18 protein-coding genes are annotated in these 19,739 nt (G+C 75.7%); 14 read left to right on the top strand and 4 right to left on the bottom strand.

What is annotated here, in order from left to right; translation table 11 throughout:
* Positions 1-55 precede the first annotated feature (55 nt).
* The 4 genes from ACFCZN_RS18305 (at position 56) to ACFCZN_RS18320 (ending at position 3,104) form a co-directional block, all read left to right on the top strand.
* Positions 56-1,420, top strand: coding sequence for a CoA transferase (locus ACFCZN_RS18305; protein ID WP_430557686.1), 1,365 nt, complete (start codon positions 56-58; stop codon positions 1,418-1,420).
* Between the two features lie 96 nt (positions 1,421-1,516).
* The gene (locus ACFCZN_RS18310; RefSeq protein ID WP_429763178.1) at positions 1,517-2,110 is read left to right on the top strand and encodes a molybdopterin-dependent oxidoreductase; all 594 of its coding nucleotides are present in this window, start codon (positions 1,517-1,519) and stop codon (positions 2,108-2,110) included.
* A complete protein-coding gene (locus ACFCZN_RS18315) occupies positions 2,107-2,817 on the top strand; it encodes a ferredoxin reductase (RefSeq protein WP_430557687.1) in 711 nt (236 codons plus the stop codon). Before ACFCZN_RS18310 ends, ACFCZN_RS18315 begins: the two co-directional genes overlap by 4 nt.
* A complete protein-coding gene (locus ACFCZN_RS18320) occupies positions 2,817-3,104 on the top strand; it encodes a DUF6510 family protein (RefSeq protein ID WP_430557688.1) in 288 nt (95 codons plus the stop codon). The genes ACFCZN_RS18315 and ACFCZN_RS18320 overlap by 1 nt, the downstream gene beginning before the upstream one ends.
* 39 nt (positions 3,105-3,143) lie before the next feature.
* Here the strand turns inward: ACFCZN_RS18320 and ACFCZN_RS18325 are convergent, their stop codons facing one another.
* From ACFCZN_RS18325 to ACFCZN_RS18335, 3 genes are all read right to left on the bottom strand, one after another.
* Complete coding sequence (locus ACFCZN_RS18325) at positions 3,144-4,094, bottom strand: Ppx/GppA phosphatase family protein (RefSeq protein ID WP_429763175.1); 951 nt, start codon at positions 4,092-4,094, stop codon at positions 3,144-3,146.
* A gap of 108 nt (positions 4,095-4,202) precedes the next feature.
* The gene (locus ACFCZN_RS18330; protein WP_429763174.1) at positions 4,203-4,577 is read right to left on the bottom strand and encodes an SHOCT domain-containing protein; all 375 of its coding nucleotides are present in this window, start codon (positions 4,575-4,577) and stop codon (positions 4,203-4,205) included.
* Between the two features lie 176 nt (positions 4,578-4,753).
* The gene (locus ACFCZN_RS18335; RefSeq protein WP_430557689.1) at positions 4,754-6,163 is read right to left on the bottom strand and encodes a glutamyl-tRNA reductase; all 1,410 of its coding nucleotides are present in this window, start codon (positions 6,161-6,163) and stop codon (positions 4,754-4,756) included.
* A gap of 49 nt (positions 6,164-6,212) precedes the next feature.
* Here ACFCZN_RS18335 and hemE point away from each other — a divergent pair, with 49 nt between their 5' ends.
* The 7 genes from hemE to ACFCZN_RS18370 all read left to right on the top strand — a co-directional run bounded on the left by hemE (position 6,213) and on the right by ACFCZN_RS18370 (position 13,871).
* Positions 6,213-7,373, top strand: a complete 1,161-nt coding sequence (gene hemE, locus ACFCZN_RS18340) for a uroporphyrinogen decarboxylase (RefSeq protein WP_429763172.1) — start codon at positions 6,213-6,215, stop codon at positions 7,371-7,373.
* Entirely contained in the window at positions 7,370-8,875 is a 1,506-nt protein-coding gene (locus ACFCZN_RS18345; RefSeq protein WP_429763171.1) for a protoporphyrinogen/coproporphyrinogen oxidase, read from the top strand. Before hemE ends, ACFCZN_RS18345 begins: the two co-directional genes overlap by 4 nt.
* Before the next feature lie 128 nt (positions 8,876-9,003).
* The gene (gene hemC / locus ACFCZN_RS18350) at positions 9,004-10,092 is read left to right on the top strand and encodes a hydroxymethylbilane synthase (RefSeq protein ID WP_430557690.1); all 1,089 of its coding nucleotides are present in this window, start codon (positions 9,004-9,006) and stop codon (positions 10,090-10,092) included.
* Positions 10,089-10,949, top strand: a complete 861-nt coding sequence (locus ACFCZN_RS18355; protein ID WP_429763169.1) for a uroporphyrinogen-III synthase — start codon at positions 10,089-10,091, stop codon at positions 10,947-10,949. The genes hemC and ACFCZN_RS18355 overlap by 4 nt, the downstream gene beginning before the upstream one ends.
* A 56-nt stretch (positions 10,950-11,005) precedes the next feature.
* Complete coding sequence (gene hemB, locus ACFCZN_RS18360; RefSeq protein ID WP_429763223.1) at positions 11,006-11,956, top strand: porphobilinogen synthase; 951 nt, start codon at positions 11,006-11,008, stop codon at positions 11,954-11,956.
* Between the two features lie 2 nt (positions 11,957-11,958).
* Positions 11,959-13,293: a glutamate-1-semialdehyde 2,1-aminomutase gene (gene hemL, locus ACFCZN_RS18365; RefSeq protein WP_430557691.1), complete on the top strand. Its 1,335-nt coding sequence runs from the start codon at positions 11,959-11,961 to the stop codon at positions 13,291-13,293.
* A gap of 5 nt (positions 13,294-13,298) precedes the next feature.
* Positions 13,299-13,871, top strand: a complete 573-nt coding sequence (locus tag ACFCZN_RS18370; RefSeq protein WP_429763167.1) for a cysteine hydrolase family protein — start codon at positions 13,299-13,301, stop codon at positions 13,869-13,871.
* A 21-nt stretch (positions 13,872-13,892) separates the two neighbouring features.
* On the opposite strand, the gene ACFCZN_RS18375 is transcribed toward ACFCZN_RS18370, so the two are convergent.
* Positions 13,893-14,450, bottom strand: a complete 558-nt coding sequence (locus tag ACFCZN_RS18375; protein ID WP_430557692.1) for a TetR/AcrR family transcriptional regulator — start codon at positions 14,448-14,450, stop codon at positions 13,893-13,895.
* A 140-nt stretch (positions 14,451-14,590) separates the two neighbouring features.
* Between ACFCZN_RS18375 and ACFCZN_RS18380 the strand changes: the two genes are divergently transcribed.
* The 3 genes from ACFCZN_RS18380 to ACFCZN_RS18390 all read left to right on the top strand — a co-directional run bounded on the left by ACFCZN_RS18380 (position 14,591) and on the right by ACFCZN_RS18390 (position 19,573).
* Positions 14,591-16,438 carry an ABC transporter ATP-binding protein gene (locus ACFCZN_RS18380; RefSeq protein ID WP_430557693.1) on the top strand — a complete coding sequence of 616 codons (1,848 nt, stop codon included), beginning with the start codon at positions 14,591-14,593 and terminating at the stop codon, positions 16,436-16,438.
* Between the two features lie 183 nt (positions 16,439-16,621).
* On the top strand, positions 16,622-17,752 hold the full coding sequence (locus tag ACFCZN_RS18385; protein ID WP_429763164.1) for a LacI family DNA-binding transcriptional regulator: 1,131 nt from the start codon (positions 16,622-16,624) through the stop codon (positions 17,750-17,752).
* A gap of 159 nt (positions 17,753-17,911) precedes the next feature.
* Positions 17,912-19,573: an ABC transporter substrate-binding protein gene (locus ACFCZN_RS18390; protein ID WP_429763163.1), complete on the top strand. Its 1,662-nt coding sequence runs from the start codon at positions 17,912-17,914 to the stop codon at positions 19,571-19,573.
* The last annotated feature ends 166 nt before the right edge of the window (positions 19,574-19,739 follow it).

Genomic DNA, 19,739 nt, shown 5'->3' on the forward strand with positions numbered 1-19,739 from the left:
CGGTACTACCTCGCCAGGTCGGGTCGTCCCCGGAGGGCGTGGGTACGGTGACGGGATGGAGCCGTGGCGCCGCCTCGTGGCGGACTACCGGTCCGGGCTCGACGACGGCGCCCGGACCGACGACGACGTCCCGCCGCTCGACGGCGCGCGGGACCACTGGCTCGCCGGCACGCTGCCGGCGCTGGACCTGGCGGCAGGGTCGGTCGCGGCCTTCGCCTCGGCCGCCCGCCGCGCGGGCGCGACCGGCCCCCTGGTGGAGCGCGGGCCGTCGCCGGCGAGGCTCGCGGCGTCGTTCGGCTCCGACCAGCTGCTGCGGCTCGACGGGCGGCCGGTCCCGGGGTTCGCGCCGCTGTCCGGCTTCTTCCGCACCCGCGACGGCTGGGTGCGCACGCACGCCAACTACCCGCATCACCGGGTCCGGCTGCTGCGCCTGCTCGGCCTTCGCGACGGCGCCGACCGGGACGACCTCGCCGCCCGGCTCGCGGACACCTCGGCCGGCGCCGTGGAGGACGACGCCGCCGCCGCGGGCGCGATCGCCGTCCGCGTGCGCCCCGAGGCGGGGTGGCGCGCGTCCGCGCCCGGCCGGGCCGCCTCGCGGGGGGCGCTGGTGCGGGCCGGGGTGCGCGACGACGTCGTCGCCCGGCCGGCCGTCCTGGCGGGCGGGGCCGCACCCCTCGCGGGGGTGCGCGTGCTCGACCTCACCCGCGTCATCGCCGGCCCCGTCGCCACCCGGGCGCTGGCCGCCCTCGGCGCCGACGTGCTGCGCGTCGACCCGCCCTTGCCCGCCGAGATCCGGCACCAGCACCTCGACGTCGGGCAGGGCAAGCGCACGACCCTGCTCGACCTGCGCGACGACGGCGACCGCGAGCGCGCGCAGGCCCTGCTCGACGACGCCGACGTGCTGGTCACCGGCTACCGTCCCGGGGCCCTGACACGGTTCGGGCTGCGTCCGCCGCCGGGCGCCGTCGTCGCGCACGTGTCGGCCTGGGGCGTCGAGGGTCCGTGGGCGCACCGTCGCGGCTTCGACTCGATCGTGCAGGCGGCGTCGGGCGTCGCGCTGCTCGAGTCGCCGGACGGCGAGACCCCCGGCGCGCTGCCCGCGCAGGCGCTCGACCACGCGACGGGCTACCTGCTCGCCGCCGGCGTCGTGGACGCGCTCGCCGCCCGCCGCGACGACGGCCGCGGGCGCGACGTCGCGGCGTCGCTCGCGCGCACCGCCGCCTGGCTGCTCGACGCCGGTGGCCGCGACCCCGCGCACCCGCCGGCCGCGGCGCCCGGACCGGAAGCGGTCGTGAGCCACGGCCGTCGCCCGCGCGTCACGACCGCCCGCCCCGCGCTGCCCGGCCACGACGACCACCCGGCGCCCGCCCACCCCTGGGGCACGGACCACGCCGCCTGGTCGACACCGCTGCCGGGGTGATCCTCGGCCCGGGACGTGCGAAGGGGCCGGGCCTCTGGTGTCATCGGACCTGACCCGGCACGCACCGTCCGGGCGGCGGCGTGAGAGGGGGCGGCGATGGCGGTCGTGACACGAGGGTTCGGGGGCCGGCGCCCCGAACCGGAGCACGAGGTGCCGCCGGGGCAGTTCGTCACGGACGACTTCCCCGTGCTGTCGGCAGGGCCGACCCCGGACGTGGACGTGTCCCGCTGGGAGCTCACCGTCCGCACGGAGACGGGCGAGGGCGTCTCGTGGACGTGGGAGCAGCTTCTGGCGCTGCCGGCCGAGGACGTCGTCACCGACATCCACTGCGTGACGCACTGGACCAAGCTCGGCACGACGTGGCGCGGCGTCTCCCTGGACACGCTGCTGGCCGACGTCGAGACGAGCGCCGAGTTCGTCATGGCGCGCTCCTACGGCGGCTACACCACGAACCTGCCGCTGCAGGACCTGCTCGACGGGCAGGCGTGGGTGGCGTACGAGTTCGAGGGCGAGCCGCTGGAGCCCGTGCACGGCGGGCCTGCCCGGCTGCTGGTGCCGCACCTGTACTTCTGGAAGAGCGCCAAGTGGCTGCGCGGCCTGGACCTCATGGACGACGACGACCTGGGGTTCTGGGAGCAGAACGGGTACCACGCCTACGGCGACCCCTGGCTCGAGCAGCGGTACGCGTGAGCTGGCACGTCGCGACGGTCGTCGGGGCGCGGCCCCTGACGCGCACCGCCCGCGCCCTGACCCTGGCGGTGCCCGGGTTCGTCGGGGCGCTGCCCGGCCAGCACGTCGACGTGCGGCTCACCGCCCCCGACGGCTACCAGGCCACCCGCGCCTACTCGCTCGCCGAGACGGGGCACGACGAGCGCGTCGACCTCGTCGTGGACGAGGTCCCCGACGGCGAGGTGTCGCCCTACCTGGTCCGCGACGCCCGGCCGGGCGACCAGCTCGAGGTGCGCGGTCCGCTCGGCGGGTACTTCGTCTGGCACGACGCCGACACCGCCCCGGTGCTGCTCGTCGCCGGCGGCTCCGGCGTCGTGCCGTTCCTCGCGATGCTGCGCGCCCGTCGCAGCACCGGCCGCCGCGCGCCGTTCCGCCTCGTGTGCTCCGTACGCACGCCCGCCGACGTGATCGAGCGCGGAGAGGTCGACACCCCCGACCGCGGCTTCGACGTGCGCTGGGTCTTCACGCGCGAGGCCCCGGCGGGGTGGCCGACTCCGCCCCGCCGGATCACGACCGACGACCTCGCCGCCCCCGGTTTCGGCCCGGACGACGGCACGGACGTCTTCGTCTGCGGCCCCACCGGTTTCGTGGAGGCGGCGGCCGGCCTGCTGACCGGCCTCGGGCACCCGCCCGACCGGGTCCGCACCGAGCGATTCGGAGGTGCCTGATGTCGTCCCCCGAGCCGTCCGCCCCGGGCGGGCCCGTCCTCGACGGGTCGGCCCTGGCCGGCGCACTGAGCGAGGTCTACGCCTTCGAGACCACGAGCGCCGTCGTGCGCTGCGCGAGCTGCGGGCACACCGACGTCCTCGCCCGCACGACCGTGCACCTGTCCGCCATGGGCGGCGTCGTGCGCTGCGCGACCTGCGCCGCCGTCCTGCTCGTCGTCGTCGAACGCCCCGACGGCGTCCGCGTGTCCGCGTCCGGCGCGGCCTGGGTGCAGGCCCCGCCCCGCTGAGCCCGCCGGATCAGTGCCGGCTGCACCGAGGATCGGGCCTCACAGGTGGTCGAGCCACTGCAGCACGGCGCCCTCGCGCAGCGCCCACGGGCAGATCTCGACCTCGTCGACGCCGAGCGCGCGCATGGTCTCCTCCGCCACGACCGCACCGCCGACGATCTGATAGGTGCGCTCCGGCGTCACGCCGGGCAGCGCGGTGCGGCCCTCGGCGGTGAGGCGGGCCAGCCGCGGCACCCAGTCCGCGAGCTGGGGCAGGCGCAACCGCCAGCGGTCGTCCGGGCCGACGGCCTCCACCTGCATGCCGGCCAGCCGCGCGAGCGAGCGGAACGTCTTCGACGTCGCGACCACGTGGTCGGGTGCCGGCACGGTGGCCAGCCTGTCGACGACGGGCGTCAGCAGCGCGCGGGCGTGCACGCGCAGCGCCTGGACCTGGTCGGGCGGGGGCGGGTCGTCGGGCAGGTGCTCCCTCGTGGTCCGGCCGGCGCCGAGCGGCACGGACGCGGCGAGGTCCGGCTCCTCGTCGACGCCGGTCGCGATCTCCAGCGAGCCGCCGCCGATGTCGAGCACCAGGAGCCGGCCGGCGGCCCACCCGTGCCAGCGGCGGGCGGCGAGGAACGTGAGCCGGGCCTCGTCCTCGCCCGACAGCACGACCACCTCGCGCCCCACGCGCCCGGCGATCTCCGCGAGCACCGCGGTGCCGTTCGCGGCGTCCCGCAGCGCGGAGGTCGCCATCGGCAGCAGCTCGTCGACCGCGGACTCGCGGGCGAGCTCCATGACGTCGTCGACGGCGGCCAGGATCGTGCGCCGCCCCTCGTCCGTGACCGCGCCGTCGGCGTCGAGGTACCGCATGAGGCGCACCGTGATCTTGCGCTCCGCGTGCGGCACCGGCCGCACGCCGTACCGCGCGTCCAGCACGAGCAGGTGCACCGTGTTGGAGCCGATGTCGATCACGCCGAGGCGGGGCGCGGAGGCCCGGGCTGCGCTGCTCATGGCAGCCGAGCGTAGCGGCGGCGTCGGACGCCGTACCCGCCCCGCGCACGACGACGCCCGGTCCCGCGGGGCGGGGCCGGGCGTCGTGAGCCGGTCAGCCGGGAGTGGTCAGGCGAGCGCCTTCGCCTTGAGCTGCGCGTACTCCTCCGGCGTGATGGTGCCCTCGTCGAGCAGCTTCTTCGCCTGGGCGATGTGGTCGGCCGGGCTGCCCGCGACCTCCCGGATGTACGCGTCGGTGCCGGCCTTGGCCTCCTTCACCGCCGCGAGCTGGCGCTCCGACATCCCCCGCCCGCGGGCGATGAGGTAGATCAGCGCGGTGATCATCGGGACGAAGATCAGGAAGATGACCCACACCGCCTTCCACCAGCCCGACAGGTCCCGGTCACGGAAGAGGTCGGTGAGGATCTGGAAGAGGACGATCAGGTAAGCCACGAAGAGGAAGATCCAGACGAGGTACCAGAAGAAGTCCCAGAAGGTGTCCATGTTCAGCGCGTCCTTTCGAAGGCGGTTCCCACACCGTCGACGGCCGACAGGGGCGGCCAGGTGCCCGCTTTCGGCACGCTAGTGCCGACATGCCGGACGCGCGCGCTGAAACGGGGTGATCTAGGCCCCCAACCGGCGAACCGGGCTCTGCGGGAGGTTCGCGACAGGCGGGACGATCAGCGCCGGTCGGCGCGCTCGGCGTCCTCGACGAGCTCCTCGGCGCCCGCCACGACGGCGGCCTCCTCGGCCCGCGCCCGGGCCAGCGCCTCCGCCCGCGCGGCCACGATCTCGCCGTGCAGGGCGGCGTGCACCCGCTTGCGGACGTCACGCGCGATGGCGTCGACGTCGGCCTCGTCGGGGGTGGTCCCGCCGCGCGCCGCCAGCTCCGTGGTGAGGCGGTCGACCGCCGCGTCGACCTCCCGGCGGACCTCGACCTCGGCCGCGTCGAACAGCGCCACGACGGCGGCGTCCGCGGCGCGGCCCAGGCGGGTCTCCTCGAAGCCCGCGGCCGCGTCGTCCACGATCCGCCGGGCACGGTCGACGACGTCCGCGGCGGTGGCCGGGGCGTGCGCCTTGAGCGTTCCCAGGTCGTACAGCAGCACGCCCTCGACGTCCGCGACGCGCGGGTCGACGTCGCGGTGCAGCGCCAGGTCGAGCACGACCAGGGGGCGCGGCTCCGGCTCGTCGCCCGCGGCGACCGCGGCCCGCTCGCGCGAGCGCACCACGGCGGCCGCGTCGAGCACGTACTCCAGGGAGGCCTCGGCCCGCCCGTCCGTGACGCCGCCGGCCCGGCGGCCGCGGGCGCCCGAGCACGACACCACGAGGTCGGCGTCGGCGAGCGCCTCGACGAGGTCCGGCGCCGCCTCGACGTCGTGGCCCTGCGCGAAGATCTCGGCGCGGCCGGAGCGCGAGTACACCCGCACGTCGTCGCAGCCGCGGGCACGCAGGGCCGCCACCGACGCCCCCGCGTACGAGCCCGTGCCGATGAGCACCACGCGCAGGCCCCGCCACGACGCGTCGAGCTCGGCCGCGCGTCCGCGCCGCAGGTCCTGGCCGGCGAGGTCCAGCCCGAGCGACACGACGGACCGCCCGGCGGCGCCGAGCTCCGTCCGCGTGCCGACGCGCTTGGACGTGCGCGACGCCGTCTGGAACAGCAGCTCGAGGGTCTTGGACGTGGTGCCGTCGTCGCGGGCCTCGGCGAGGGCGCGCTTCACCTGCCCGGCGATCTCGCGCTCCCCCACGACCATCGAGTCCAGGCCCGCGGCCACCGTGAACAGGTGCGAGGTGACCTCCGGCCCGGTGCGGACCGTGAACGAGTCGGCCGCGACCTCTTCCGAGACCCCGGAGCCGGCCGCGACCAGCGCCGCGACGTGCTTCGTCGTGTGCCGGACGGCGTCGCCGTGCAACGGGGCGTCCACGTCGAGGTAGAGCTCGAAACGGTTGCACGTGGAGATCACGACGGCGCCCTGCACGGGCCCGCACGACCCCACGGCGACGCGCCCGACGGAGCCGGACCCGGTGGACAGCCGCTCGAGCGCGTCCAGGTCCAGCTCGCGGTGCGAGGCGGTGAGGGAGAGGAGTACCACAGTGGCTCCACTTTAAGAGGGCCGACGAGGCGGGGCAGAATCATGAACCGTGACATCCCCCACGATCGCTCCCGAGCCGAGCCGCGAGACCCACCCGCTCCCCGCCGACCACCCGCTGGTCGACGGCCGGACGACGCGTGCCCCGCTGGTGCGTGCCCTGCGGGGCGACCGTCCGGACGTGACCCCAGTGTGGTTCATGCGGCAGGCGGGTCGCTCCCTGCCCGAGTACCGCGAGGTCCGTCAGGGAGTAGGGATGCTCGACTCCTGCCTCCGGCCACCGCTCGCCGCGGAAATCACCCTCCAGCCCGTGCGCCGCCACCGGGTCGACGCCGCCGTCTTCTTCAGCGACATCGTCGTACCGCTGCGGCTCGCAGGCGTGGACGTGGACATCAAGCCCGGCGTCGGGCCCGTCATGGACCAGCCGTACCGCACGGCCGAGGACGTCGCGCGGCTCACCTCGCGGACGCTCGAAGACGGCGCGCTCGCGCCGATCGCGGAGGCCGTGCGGCTGACGGTGGCCGAGCTGGGCGACGTGCCGCTGCTCGGCTTCGGCGGCGCCCCCTTCACCCTCGCCGCCTACCTGGTCGAGGGCCGGCCCTCGCGCGACCACCTCGCCGCGCGCACCCTCATGCACGCCGACCCCGAGACGTGGGCCCGCCTCACCGCCTGGACGGCCGAGCTCACCGGCCGCTTCCTGCGCACGCAGGTGCTCGCCGGCGCCTCGGCGGTGCAGCTCTTCGACTCGTGGGCGGGCTCCCTCTCGCTGGCCGACTACACCGCGCACGTGGCGCCGTCGTCGACCGCCGCGCTGGCGCACGTCGCCGACCTGCGCACGCCGGGCGCCGACGAGGGCGACGGCCTCCCGGCGATCCACTTCGGCACCGGCACCGGGCACCTGCTGCCCGCGCTGCGCGACGTGCTCGACACCGCCGGGATCGGGTACCCCGTCGTCGGCGTCGACTACCGCACCCCGCTGGACGAGGCCGCCGGGCTGCTCGCCGACCACCCCCGCGGCGCCGTGCCCGTGCAGGGCAACATCGACCCCGCGCTGCTGGGCGCCCCGTGGCCGGTGCTCGAGGCGCACGTGCGCGACGTCGTCGCGCGCGGCGCCGGGGCCCCCGGCCACGTGGTCAACCTGGGCCACGGCGTCCCGCCGGACACCGACCCGACCGTGCTCACGCGCGTCGTCGAGCTGGTCCACTCGCTGTGACGCCGCTCCCGCCGCTCGGCGCCCCCGTCGACGTGCCCTCGGGCCGGCCCGCCCGGCCGCCCGAGCACGTGGACGCGGTGGTGGTCGGCGGCGGGATCGGCGGGCTCGTCGCGGCCCGCACGCTGGTGCACCGCGGCCTGCAGGTGGTGCTGCTCGAGGCGTCCGACCGCGTGGGCGGGCCCGTGCGCGGCGGTGCGTTCGGCTCGCTCCCCGTGCGGCTCGACCTCGGCGCCGAGTCGTTCGCGGCGCGCGGCACCGCCGTCACGGACCTGGCCGAGGAGCTCGGGCTGGACGTCGTGAGCCCGGCCCCGCTGTCCGCCTGGGGGTACGCGGCGGGCCGCGCCTTCCCGCTGCCGAAGGCGGGAGTGCTCGGCATCCCCTCCGTGCCGTGGGCTCCCGACGTCCGCCGCGCGATCGGCTGGCCCGGCGTCGCACGAGCGGCCCTCGACCGCGTGCTGCCGCGGTTCGTCGCCGACACCACCGACCTCGGGACGCTGGTGCGCTCCCGGCTCGGCCGGCGCGTGGCCGACCGGCTCGTCGCGCCCGTCGCGACGGGGGTGCACTCCGCCCCGCTCGACCGCCTCGACGTCGCCGCCGTCGCACCCGGGCTGCTCGACGCGTTCGCCCGCACGGCGTCGCTGTCGCGCGCCGTGGCCGAGCTGCGGGCCGCCGCGCCGGCCGGGTCCGCCGTCAGGGGCATCGACGGCGGCATCCACGCCGTCGTCGAGGCGCTCACGGGCGAGATCGCCGCGAGCGCCGAGGAGTTCGCCGACTCCCCGCGCACCGACGCGACCGGCCCGATCCACGCCGCCGTGCGCGTGGGGCAGCAGGTCGACGGCGTCGAGCGGCTCGGCGTCGACTGGCAGGTCACCACGACCGTCGGCGACACCGTGCGCGCGCCGCGGCTGGTCGTGACGACGCCGCAGGTCGCGCCGCTGCTGTCCCCGTGGGTGACGGCTCCGGGCGAGGTCGAGCCGGGGTCCGTGCCCGTGCCGGCAGCGGAGGCCGGCGCCGACATCTGGCTCGCGACGCTCCTGCTCGACGCGCCCGAGCTCGACGACGCCCCCCGCGGCTCCGGGCTCCTCGTCGCTCCCGACGGCGACGGGGCGGACGGGGTGCGCGCCAAGGCGCTGACGCACGCGACGGCGAAGTGGCCGTGGCTGGCCGACCGCCTGCGCGCCGTCGCCGGCCCGGGTGTGCACGTGGTGCGGCTGTCGTACGGGCGGATCGGCGCCGCGACCGAGCCCCCGTCCGCCGAGGAGGCCGCCCGCGACGCGTCCGCCCTCCTCGGCGTCGACCTCACCGACCGGGTCCGCGACCACCTGCTGCAGCGCTGGGACGGCGCCCTGCCCCCGCCGACCCCCGCCTACCGCGCGCAGGTCGGGGCGTTCACCGCCGCCGTCGGGCACACGCCCGGGCTGGCCGTGACGGGAGGCTGGGTGGCCGGCACCGGCCTGGCCGCGATCGTCGCGCACGCGCAGGCCGCCGTCGCCGCCCTCTGACAGCTCTCCGGGCGGTAGTGACGCATCGTCATGACCCTGCGTCACGACGTCGGGGAGAACGGTGTGAGATCGGCCTCCAGCCCGCCGGGAGTTGTCCACAGGCGGTACCGCTGCGCGACACTGGACGGGTGAGCACCCCCGAGACCGCCCCCGCCCCGCTGCGCCTCGGCACCCGCGGCAGCGCCCTCGCGACGACTCAGTCCGGCCTGGTCGCGCGCCGGCTGGAGGAGCTGCTGGGCCGGCCGGTCGAGCTGGTGCGCATCCGCACCGAGGGCGACGTGAAGACGGGCTCGCTCGCGTCGCTGGGCGGCACGGGCGTGTTCGTCACCGCGCTGCGGGAGGCGCTGGCGGGCGGGCGCTGCGACGTCGCCGTGCACTCGCTCAAGGACCTGCCGACGGCGCAGCCCGCCGAGCTCACGATCGCCACCCCCGAGCGGGAGGACCCGCGCGACGCGCTGTGCGCCCGCGACGGCCTCACCCTCGACACCCTGCCCCGCGGCGCGCGCGTCGGGACCGGCTCCCCGCGCCGGGCGGCGCTGGTACAGGCGGCGCGCCCCGACGTCGAGCTGGTGGACATCCGCGGCAACGTCGAGACCCGCCTCGCCCGCGCGCTCGGCCCGGACGCCGACCTGGACGCCGTCGTGCTCGCGCTCGCCGGCCTGACCCGGCTGGACCGCACCGAGGTGGTCACGCAGGCGCTCGACCCGGCCGTCGTGGCCCCCGCGCCCGGGCAGGGGGCCCTCGCGGTCGAGGCCCGCACCGCCGACCTCGCGCCCGGCACGCCCCTGGCCGACGCGTTCGCCGCCCTCGACCACCGCCCCACGCGGCTCGCCGTGCTGGCCGAGCGCGCGGTGCTGGCGCGCCTCGAGGCCGGGTGCGCGGCTCCGGTCGGCGCGCACGCCCGCGTCGAGGCGGGCGAGCTGCAGCTCACCGCCGTCGTCGCGCGCGTGGACGGGACCGAGCAGCTCACGCACAGCGCGTCGGCGGTCCTCGCCGCGGACGACGCCCCCCTCGACCCGGCCGCGCAGGACGACGCCGCGACGGCCCTGGGGGTCCGCGTGGCCGAGGCTCTGCTCGCCGACGGCGCGGCGCGGCTCGCGCCGCTGGTGGGCGGCACGGTTGAGCCGCGCCGGGGCGAGGCGGACGCCGTCACCCCGCGCTCCGACGTCGAGCCCCTGCACACGCCCACCGGCACCGACGACCCGGAGGGCGCGTGACACCCGACACCCCCGCGACCCCGGCCCGCGCCGTGCTGGTGGCGCGGGCCCCCGAGCGTGCGGCAGGCCTCGCGGCCCGGCTGCGGGACGACGGGCTGGAGGTCGTCGTCGCGCCGGTGATCGAGCGCGCCCCGGCGGACGACCTCGCCCCCCTCGACGACGCCGTCCGCGGCCTGGCCCGGGGCGCCTACGTGTGGGCGGTCGTGACCAGCGTCAACGCCGTCGACGCGCTCGTCGACGCCGCCGCCCGGACCGGCACGAGCCTCGCGGAGACCCCCGCGCGTTGGGCCGCCGTCGGGCCCGCGACGACCCGTGCCCTCGCCGCGGCCGGCGTCACGACCGACCTCGTCCCCGACGACGACGCCACGGCCGCCGGCCTGGTCGCGGCGTTCCCCGACCCGGCCGTCACCGACCCGGAGACGCCGGCCGTGCTGCTGCCGCTCGGCGACCTCGCCCGGCCGACCCTCGACGACGGGCTGGCCGACCGCGGCTGGGCGCCGCACGTCGTGACGGCCTACCGGACGGTGCGCCACGCGCTGCCCGCGGACGTCGCGGAGCGCGCCCGCGCCGGCGGCTTCGACGTCGTCGTCGTCTCGTCCGGCTCGGTGGCGCGCGAGATCGCCGACCAGGCGGGCACCGGCACGCCCGTCGTCGCCATCGGCACCCCCTCGGCCGACGCCGCCCGCGAGGCCGGGCTGCGCGTCGCCGCGGTCGCGTCGCACCCCACCGACGACGCGCTCGCCGCCGCCGTCGCGCAGGCGCTGACCGACCCCGCAGCATCAGACCCGGCACCGTCAGCACCACGGCCCACGGGAGCGAACCGTGCGCCTGACACCTCAGCGAAGGAGCACCCGTGAGCACCTCGGGCACCGGCATCGTGTACCGACCGCGCCGCCTGCGCACCACCCCCCGCATGCGGCGCCTGGCCGCCGAGACCCGCCTGCACGCGGCGGACCTCGTGCTGCCGCTGTTCGTCAAGGAGGGCCTGGCCGAGCCGGCGCCGATCACCTCGATGCCCGGCCAGGTGCAGCACACCGAGGCCACGCTGCGCGACGCCGTCGCCGACGCTGCCCGCGCGGGACTGGGCGGCGTCATGCTGTTCGGCATCCCCGCCGAGCGCGACGCGACCGGCACCGCCGGCGACGACCCGGACGGCGTGCTGCAGCGCGGCATCCGCGTCGCGCGCGAGGCCGTCGCGGAGGTCGAGTCCGAGACCGGACGCCCGGGCCCCGTCGTCATGGCCGACACCTGCCTGGACGAGTTCACCGACCACGGCCACTGCGGCGTGCTCGCCGCCGACGGCACCGTGGACAACGACGCGACCCTCGACCGGTACGCGGCGATGGCCGTGGCCCAGGCGCGGGCGGGCGCGGAGGTCGTGGCGCCGTCCGGGATGATGGACGGCCAGGTGGCCGTCATCCGCGACGCGCTCGACGACGCCGGGTTCGACCAGGTGAGCATCCTCGCCTACAGCGCCAAGTACGCGAGCGCCTTCTACGGCCCGTTCCGCGAGGCCGTCGACAGCGCCCTGCAGGGCGACCGCCGCACGTACCAGATGGACGCCGCCAACGCCCGCGAGGGCCTGCGCGAGGCGGACCTCGACCTCGCCGAGGGCGCGGACATGGTCATGGTGAAGCCGGCGGGCACGTCGCTCGACGTGCTGCGCGGCGTCGCCGACCGGTCCGACGTCCCCGTGGCGGCGTACCAGGTCAGCGGCGAGTACGCGATGATCGAGGCGGCAGCCGCGAACGGCTGGATCGACCGCGAGGGCGCCGTGCTCGAGTCCGTGACCGCCATCAAGCGCGCCGGCGCCGACGTCGTCCTCACCTACTGGGCCAACGAGATCGCGGAGTGGATCAAGTGACCATGACGACCGACAACCACGCCGCGTTCCTGCGCGCGCAGGCCGCGATCCCCGGGGGCGTGAACTCCCCGGTCCGGGCGTACGGCTCGGTGGGCGGCGACCCGCGGTTCCTCGCCAGCGCGCGCGGCCCGTACGTCACCGACGTCGCGGGGCGCGAGTACGTGGACCTCGTCTGCTCGTGGGGCCCGGCCCTGCTGGGCCACGCGCACCCCGAGGTCGTCGCGGCCGTGCAGGACGCCGCCGCGCGCGGCCTGTCGTTCGGCGCGCCCACGGTGGCCGAGGTGGAGCTCGCGGAGGAGATCCGCCGCCGGGTGCCCGTCGCCGAGCGGGTGCGCCTGGTGTCCACGGGCACCGAGGCGACGATGACGGCGGTCCGGCTGGCGCGCGGCGTCACCGGCCGGCCTCTCGTCGTGAAGTTCGCCGGCTGCTACCACGGGCACGTCGACGCGCTGCTGGCGGAGGCCGGGTCGGGCGTCGCGACGCTCGCCATGCCGGGCACGGCCGGGGTCACGGAGGCGACGGCGGCCGAGACGCTGGTGCTCCCCTACAACGACCTCGCCGCCGTCGAGGCCGCGTTCGCGCAGCATGGCTCGCGGATCGCCGCCGTCATCACCGAGGCGAGCCCCGCCAACATGGGCGTGGTGCCCCCGGCCGAGGGGTTCAACGAGGGCCTGCGCCGGATCACGCGCGCGCACGGCGCCCTGTTCGTCATGGACGAGGTGCTCACCGGCTTCCGCGTCGGCCCGTCCGGCTGGTGGGGGCTGGAGAACGCGCGCATCCGGGGCGAGGGCGGCGAGGGGTACACCCCCGACCTGATCACCTTCGGCAAGGTCGTGGGCGGCGGCATGCCCGTGGCGGGCCTGGGCGGCCCGGCGTCGGTCATGGACCAGCTCGCCCCGACCGGCCCGGTCTACCAGGCGGGCACGCTGTCCGGGAACCCGGTGGCGGTCGCCGCCGGCCTCACGACGCTGCGCCTCGCCGACGACGCCGTCTACGCGCGGGTCGACGCCGTCGCGGACACCATCGCCACCGCGCTCGGCGACGCCCTGTCCGCCGAGGGCGTGGAGCACCGCGTGCAGCGCGCCGGGTCGCTGTTCTCGACGTTCTTCGGCCCGCTCGCCGCTGCCGAGGGCGTGCGCGACTACGCGCAGGCCCAGGCGCAGGAGGCGTACCGCTACCGTGCGCTGTTCCACGCGCTGCTCGACGCCGGCGTCAACCTGCCGCCGTCCGTCTTCGAGGCGTGGTTCGTCTCCGCCGCGCACGACGACGACGCGGTGAACCGCATCCTCGACGCCCTGCCCGCCGGCGCCCGCGCCGCCGCCGCGGCGACCGCCTGACGCCGGTGGTGGTCACGCACCCGACGCCTCGGGCGCTCGGGGCCGAGCGGTCCGTGCTGCTGGTGATCGACCTTCAGGTCGGGGTGCTCGACGGCTGCCTCGACGCCGACGGCGTGGTGCGCCGCACCGCCGCTCTCGTGGACCGGGCCCGCCGCGCGGGGACGCCTGTCGTCTGGGTCCAGGACCACGGCGACCTGCCCGAGGGCTCCCCCGGCTGGGAGCTCGCGGCGCCCCTCGAGCGGGCCTCGGGCGAGCCCCTGGTGCGCAAGGCGTACCGCGACTCGTTCGCGGGCACGGAGCTGGAGGACGTGCTGCACGACCTCGGCGCGACGCGCCTCGTCGTCGCCGGGGCGCAGTCCGACTACTGCATCCGCACCACGACGCAGGCCGCCGCGGCCCGCGGTCTCGACGTCACGCTCGTCAGCGACGCCCACACGACGACGGATGCCGAGTGGGAGGGCGTCGTGGTCCCGGCCGAGCACATCGTGGCGCACACGACCATGTACTTCTCCGGGCTGCGGTACCCGGGCCGCTCGCACGGCGTGGCCCCGCACGACCGGGTCCGGCTGACCACCTGACGTCGGCCCCGCCCGACGAGGTCAGGGAGCGACGGCCTTGTCCACGGTGCGCACCAGCATCGGGACGATGTCGTGCCGCGCGGCCTGCCCCTCGCGCAGCGTGGCCCACGCGAGGTAGAGCTGCGCCCAGACGACGCCCACCACCCACTCGAGGTCGAGCGCGGGATCGATGCTGCCCTCGCGGTGCCCGCGTGCCACGAGCGCCGCGAGCGGGGCGGCGCCCTCCCCGTCGAGGACGGCGTCCGGGACGACGCCGGTGAACAGCAGCGTGAGCAGGTCGCCCAGCAGCAGGTACTCGGGGCACAGCCGCCGCAGCGCGGAGCGCGCGTCGCCCTCGTCGAGCCGGGCCCGCGCGTGCGCCTCGGTCAGCCGCGCCACGGTCTCGGCGCCGACCGCCTCGAGCAGCGTGGCGCGGTCGGGAAAGTACCGGTGGAGGGTGGTGCGACCGACCCCGGCGGCGTCCGCGATCTGCCCGAGCGAGGCCGCGGGGTCGCGCGCGAGCCGGCCGACCGCGGCCTCGACGATCGCGCGCCGGGTCCGCGCGCGGGCGCCGGTCTCGGCGTCGTGCACCTCCGTCATGCGGCGAACGCTACACCCGGGAATGGTTCACTGCTTGACCATGTTGGAACATCAGTGTTCCACTTTGGAGCAGACCACCCCGCCCGTCGGATCGTCAATCAGGGTTGACGAATTGAGGAGCGTCAACCATGGTTGACAGCATGGCCGCCACCGAGACCGCACCCCCACCAGACGCCGCCGGGGCCACCAGCGACCCCGAGCGCTCCGGCCGCGAGCGCCTGCGCATCCTGCTCGGCTTCGTGCGCCCGCACCGCCGCACGCTCGCGCTCGGGCTGGTGCTCGGGCTGCTGGCCACGGCGATGAGCCTCGCCACCCCGATGGTCACCAAGTGGGTGCTCGACACGCTGTCGACCGGCGCGTCCCTGGGCGGCCCGGTCGCCTGGCTCCTCGCGCTCATGGTCGTCGGCTCCGCCGTCGGGCTGTTCCAGTGGATCCTCCTGGGCCGCCTCGCGGAGGACGTCGTCTACGAGGCCCGGGCGTCGATCGTCACGCGCTACCTGCGGGCCAAGGTCGGCGCCATCACCTCGAAGCCGGCCGGCGAGCTCGTCACGCGGGTCACCTCCGACACCCTGCTGCTGCGCGAGGCGACGTCGAACAGCCTGGTCAGCCTCGTCAACGGGTTCATCTCCCTGGTCGGCACGCTCGTCCTCATGGCGGTGCTCGACCTCACGCTGCTCGGCTCCACGGTGGTCGCGATCGTCGTCGTCGCCGTCGCGATGGGGCTGCTGCTGCCGGGCATCGGCAAGGCGCAGCACCGCACGCAGGAGGCGGTGGGCCGCCTGGGCGGCGCCGTCGAGGGCGCGGTGCGCGCCGTGCGCACGGTCAAGGCCAGCGGCGCGGAGGAGCGGCAGGGGACGAAGATCCTCGGCGACGCGCGCGAGGCGCGCAAGCACGCGGTGACGGCGGTGAAGACCGAGGCCGTCGCCTGGACCGTCTCGTGGGGCGGCATCCAGCTCGCGATCATCGTCATCCTCGGGCTCGGCGCCTGGCGCGTCTCGCAGGACCTGCTCGCCGTCTCCAGCCTCGTGGCGTTCCTGCTCTACGCGTTCAACATCGTCGGGCCGATCTCGGAGCTCACCCAGGCGTTCACCACCCTGCAGTCCGGCCTCGCCGCCGCGGAGCGGATCCGCGAGGTCGGGACGATGGAGCTCGAGGAGGACGGCGCCGCCGCGCGGCCAGCGTCCACGCCGCGCGCCCCCGGCCCCGACGGGCGCGACGGCGCGGCGCGCCCGGTCCTCGTGCTCGACGGCGTCACCGCGGGCTACGCCGAGGGCACTCCGGTGGTGCACGACGTCACCCTCGAGGTGCCGCGGCGCGGGCACGTGGCGCTCGTCGGCCCGTCCGGGGCGGGCAAGACGACGCTGCTCTCGCTGCTGCTGCGGTTCCTCGAGCCGACGGGCGGCGAGGTCCGCCTCGACGGCGTCCCGTACCGGGACCTGACGCACGCGCAGGTGCGCGCCCGCTTCGCCTACGTGGAGCAGGAGACGCCGGTGGTGCCGGGCACCATCCGGGAGAACCTGCTGTTCAGCCGGCCCGACGCCTCCGACGCCGAGGTGCGCGCGGTGCTGGAGGCCGTGCGCCTCGCGGCCGACCTGGACGCCCTGCCCGACGGCCTGGACACCTCGCTGGTGTCGTCCGCCGTCTCGGGCGGTCAGCGGCAGCGGATCGCCCTGGCCCGCGCGCTGCTCAAGGAGCCGGACGTGCTGCTGCTCGACGAGGCGACGTCGCAGGTGGACGGCCTCACCGAGGCGGCGATCCACGACGCGATCCGCGCGCACACCCGCCACGGCGCCGTCGTGACCGTGGCGCACCGGCTCTCCACGGTGCTGGACGCCGACCGGATCCTCGTCATGGAGGGCGGCCGGGTCAGGGCCAGCGGCACCCACGAGGAGCTGCACGCCACGGACGAGCTGTACCGCGACCTGGTCGCCGCGCTGCGCATCGCCGTCGACGACCCCGAGCCGGACGCCGTGCCTACCATCGCCTGACCTCTCGGTCGCCTTCGAGAACGGGATCCGTACCGTCACGTCATCGAATGGCGGTACGGATCCCGTTCTCGAAGGCGACAGGGACCTGGTGGTGACCAGCCGCGATGCAGAGATGTATGCGCGTTCACTATCGTGGGACCGCTCGCACGGCCGTGCGGGCGAGGGATGCGGTCAGGAGTTCCGGTGGCGAAGGCCCCCACGGTGTACGACGTCGCGCAGCGCGCGGGGGTCTCGATCGCGACGGTCTCGCGGGTGCTGCGGCGCCCGGACGACGTGCGCGAGCGCACCCGCACGGTGGTGCACGAGGCGATCCGCGAGCTGGGGTACGTGCCGTCCGGCGCGGCCCGCGGGCTGGCGGCGCGCTCGACGGGCGTGCTGGGCCTGTGCTTCCCCGACGTGGACGGCATCGACGAGGCCGCCGACCTGCCGGACCCGGTGCGCGTGGGCGAGGCGGTCGAGGTGGTGCGCGACGTCGGAGGCCCGGTCACGGCGCGCTGGAGCAACCTCTACCTCGGCGAGGTGATGCGCGGCGCGGAGCTGGAGGCGTGGCGCACCGGCCACGCGGTGATGATCGGCGTCGCGCGCGGGCTGCGGCGCGCGCAGGCGGTCAACGAGCTGGCCGGGCGCGTGGACGGCCTGGCGGTGCTGGCCAAGTCGGTGCCCGACGACCTGCTGGCGCACATCGCCCGCCGCGTCCCCGTCGTCGTCATGGCCGGCCCGCCGCAGGACGACGCCTACGACCACATCTCGGTGGACAACCGTGCAGGCACCCGCGCCCTGGTGGACCACCTGATCGCCGACCACGGCCTCCGCGACCTGGCGTTCGTGGGCGGCCCGTTCGACTCCCCCGACGCGCACGAGCGCTTCCAGGGCTTCCGCGACGCGCTCGCCGCGGCGGGCCTGCCCGTGCCCGACGAGCCGGTGGCACGCAGCGACTTCACGCGCACCGGCGCCCGCGACCTCGCCCGCCGGATGCTCGAGACCCACGTGACCGGCCGGGGGTCGGGGACCACGGGACAGGCGCTCCCCCGCGCGCTGGTGTGCTCCAACGACCAGACGGCGCTCGGCTTCCTCGACGTCCTCACCGAGGCCGGGGTCGACGTCCCGGGCGACGTCGTCCTCACCGGGTTCGACGGCATCGACGCCACGCAGGCGTCGATGCCGCGGCTCACCACCGTGAGCCAGCCGATGGTCGAGCTGGGGCGCGCCGCCGTGGAGCTGCTGCGCGGGCGCCTCGCCGACCCGTCGGCACCGGCCGCCACGGTGAACCTGCCCGTCCGCGTGCTGCTGCGCGAGAGCTGCGGCTGCTCGTGACCCTCGCCGACCGGGGCACCGCAGCGCACGCCCGGGCCGTTGGCCACACGGTTTGCCGCTCCGAAATGTATGCGCATACACTCGCCGGGACGCCGCACGCCGACCCCGGCGTGCGCGGGCCCTCACAGGAGAGGCCTCGACGAAGAGGAGTGGATGTCCATGACGCGCACAGCGCGCTCGGGGCGGCGCCTGGCCGCCATCGCGGCCACCGTCGCGGTGCTGGCCACGGCGGCCTGCTCGGCACCGGTGCAGAACAAGGGTGACGACGGCGCCGCCGGCGGCGCGACGTCGATGCTCATCGCGGCCGACAACGGCTCGCCGACGTTCGACCGGAACTTCAACCCGTACTCGTCCGGCAAGCGGAACACGACGACGTACATGTACGAGCCGCTGGTCATCATCAACGAGATGAGCGGCGAGGAGACCCCCTGGCTGGCCACGGGGTACGAGCAGCCCGACGCCAAGACCGTCGTCTTCACCATCCGGGACGGCGTCACCTGGTCGGACGGCGAGCCCCTCACCGCCGAGGACGTCAAGTACTCCTTCGAGCTCGTCAAGAAGCACCCCGAGATGGACCTCAAGGGTGCGTGGTCGCACCTGAAGTCCGTCGAGGTGGACGGCAAGACCGTCGTCGCGCACCTGAAGACCGACGACGTCCCCGCCGCGAAGATCCTCGCCCAGCAGCTCATCGTGCCCGAGCACATCTGGTCCGAGGTCAAGGACCCGGTCACCTGGACCAACGAGGAGCCCGTCGGGTCCGGCCCCTACACGCTCGGCACGTTCACGCCGAACCAGTACACGCTCACGAAGAACGCGACGTACTGGCAGGCGGACAAGGTGGCCGTCGAGGAGCTCGTGCAGCCCGCCGCCAACTCCGAGCTGGACATCGTCAACAACGGCTACGACTGGGCCTACGCGTTCATGAGCGACGTCGAGGACACCTGGGTCAAGGCCGACCCCGAGAACAACACCTACTGGTTCCCGGCGGGCGCGGCGATCTCGCTGATCCCGAACATGACGAAGGCGCCGTACGACGACGTCGACTTCCGCAAGGGCATCGCGCTGGCCCTGGACAAGCAGGTCATCGCCGACAAGGCCGAGCAGGGCTACGTCGACCGGGCCAGCCAGACCGGCCTCATGCTGCCGAACCAGGAGGCCATCCTCGACACGTCGATCCCGAACCAGGGCTACGTCGACCAGGACACCGACGCCGCCCTCGCCTCGTTCGAGAAGGCCGGGTACACGAAGAAGGGCGACAAGCTCGTCGACTCGTCCGGCAAGCCGCTGAAGGTCACGATCACCACCCCGAACGGCTGGTCCGACTGGCTGCAGGGCGTCGAGCAGGTCAAGGGCCAGCTCACCGCGATCGGCATCGACGTCACCGTCGTGCAGCCGCAGGCCGCGGCGTACCAGAAGGAGCTCCGCACGGGCGACTTCGACATGATCATGGGCACCGTCGGCGGTACCGGGCAGCCGTTCCAGGACTACAACGGCCTCATGGGCTCGGAGTTCCTGCTGCCCGTCGGCAAGACCTCCGCCGGCAACTTCGGCCGCTTCGAGTCGAAGGAGGCCGACGCGCTGCTCGCCGAGCTCAAGGTGACCACCGACGAGGCCAAGCAGCTCGAGATCACGCACCAGCTGGAGCAGATCACCTACGAGCAGCTGCCGATGATCGCGCTGTTCTACGGCGGCTCGTGGGGCCTGTTCTCGAACAAGAACTTCACCGGCTGGCCCAGCGCGGACGACCCCTACGCCTCCCCGAAGACGTGGGACTCCACCCCGCTGCTGATCCTCACGCACCTCGAGCCCGCCCAGGGCTGACGCCCGCCCGCCGGGCGGGGCCGGACACAGAAGGCAGGGACAGGCCCGACCCCCCCCCCCCCCCAAACCAACCACCCCACCACAACGTGGACCACCAGTCGGCAGTGAGGTCCCGCTGCGCCTGATCTGTGGCCCCCCCAAACAAGGACAGGCCAGGTTGGCCGGC

The organism is Isoptericola sp. NPDC056134, from assembly GCF_042264825.1.
Classification (GTDB): Bacteria; Actinomycetota; Actinomycetes; order Actinomycetales; family Cellulomonadaceae; genus Isoptericola; species Isoptericola nanjingensis.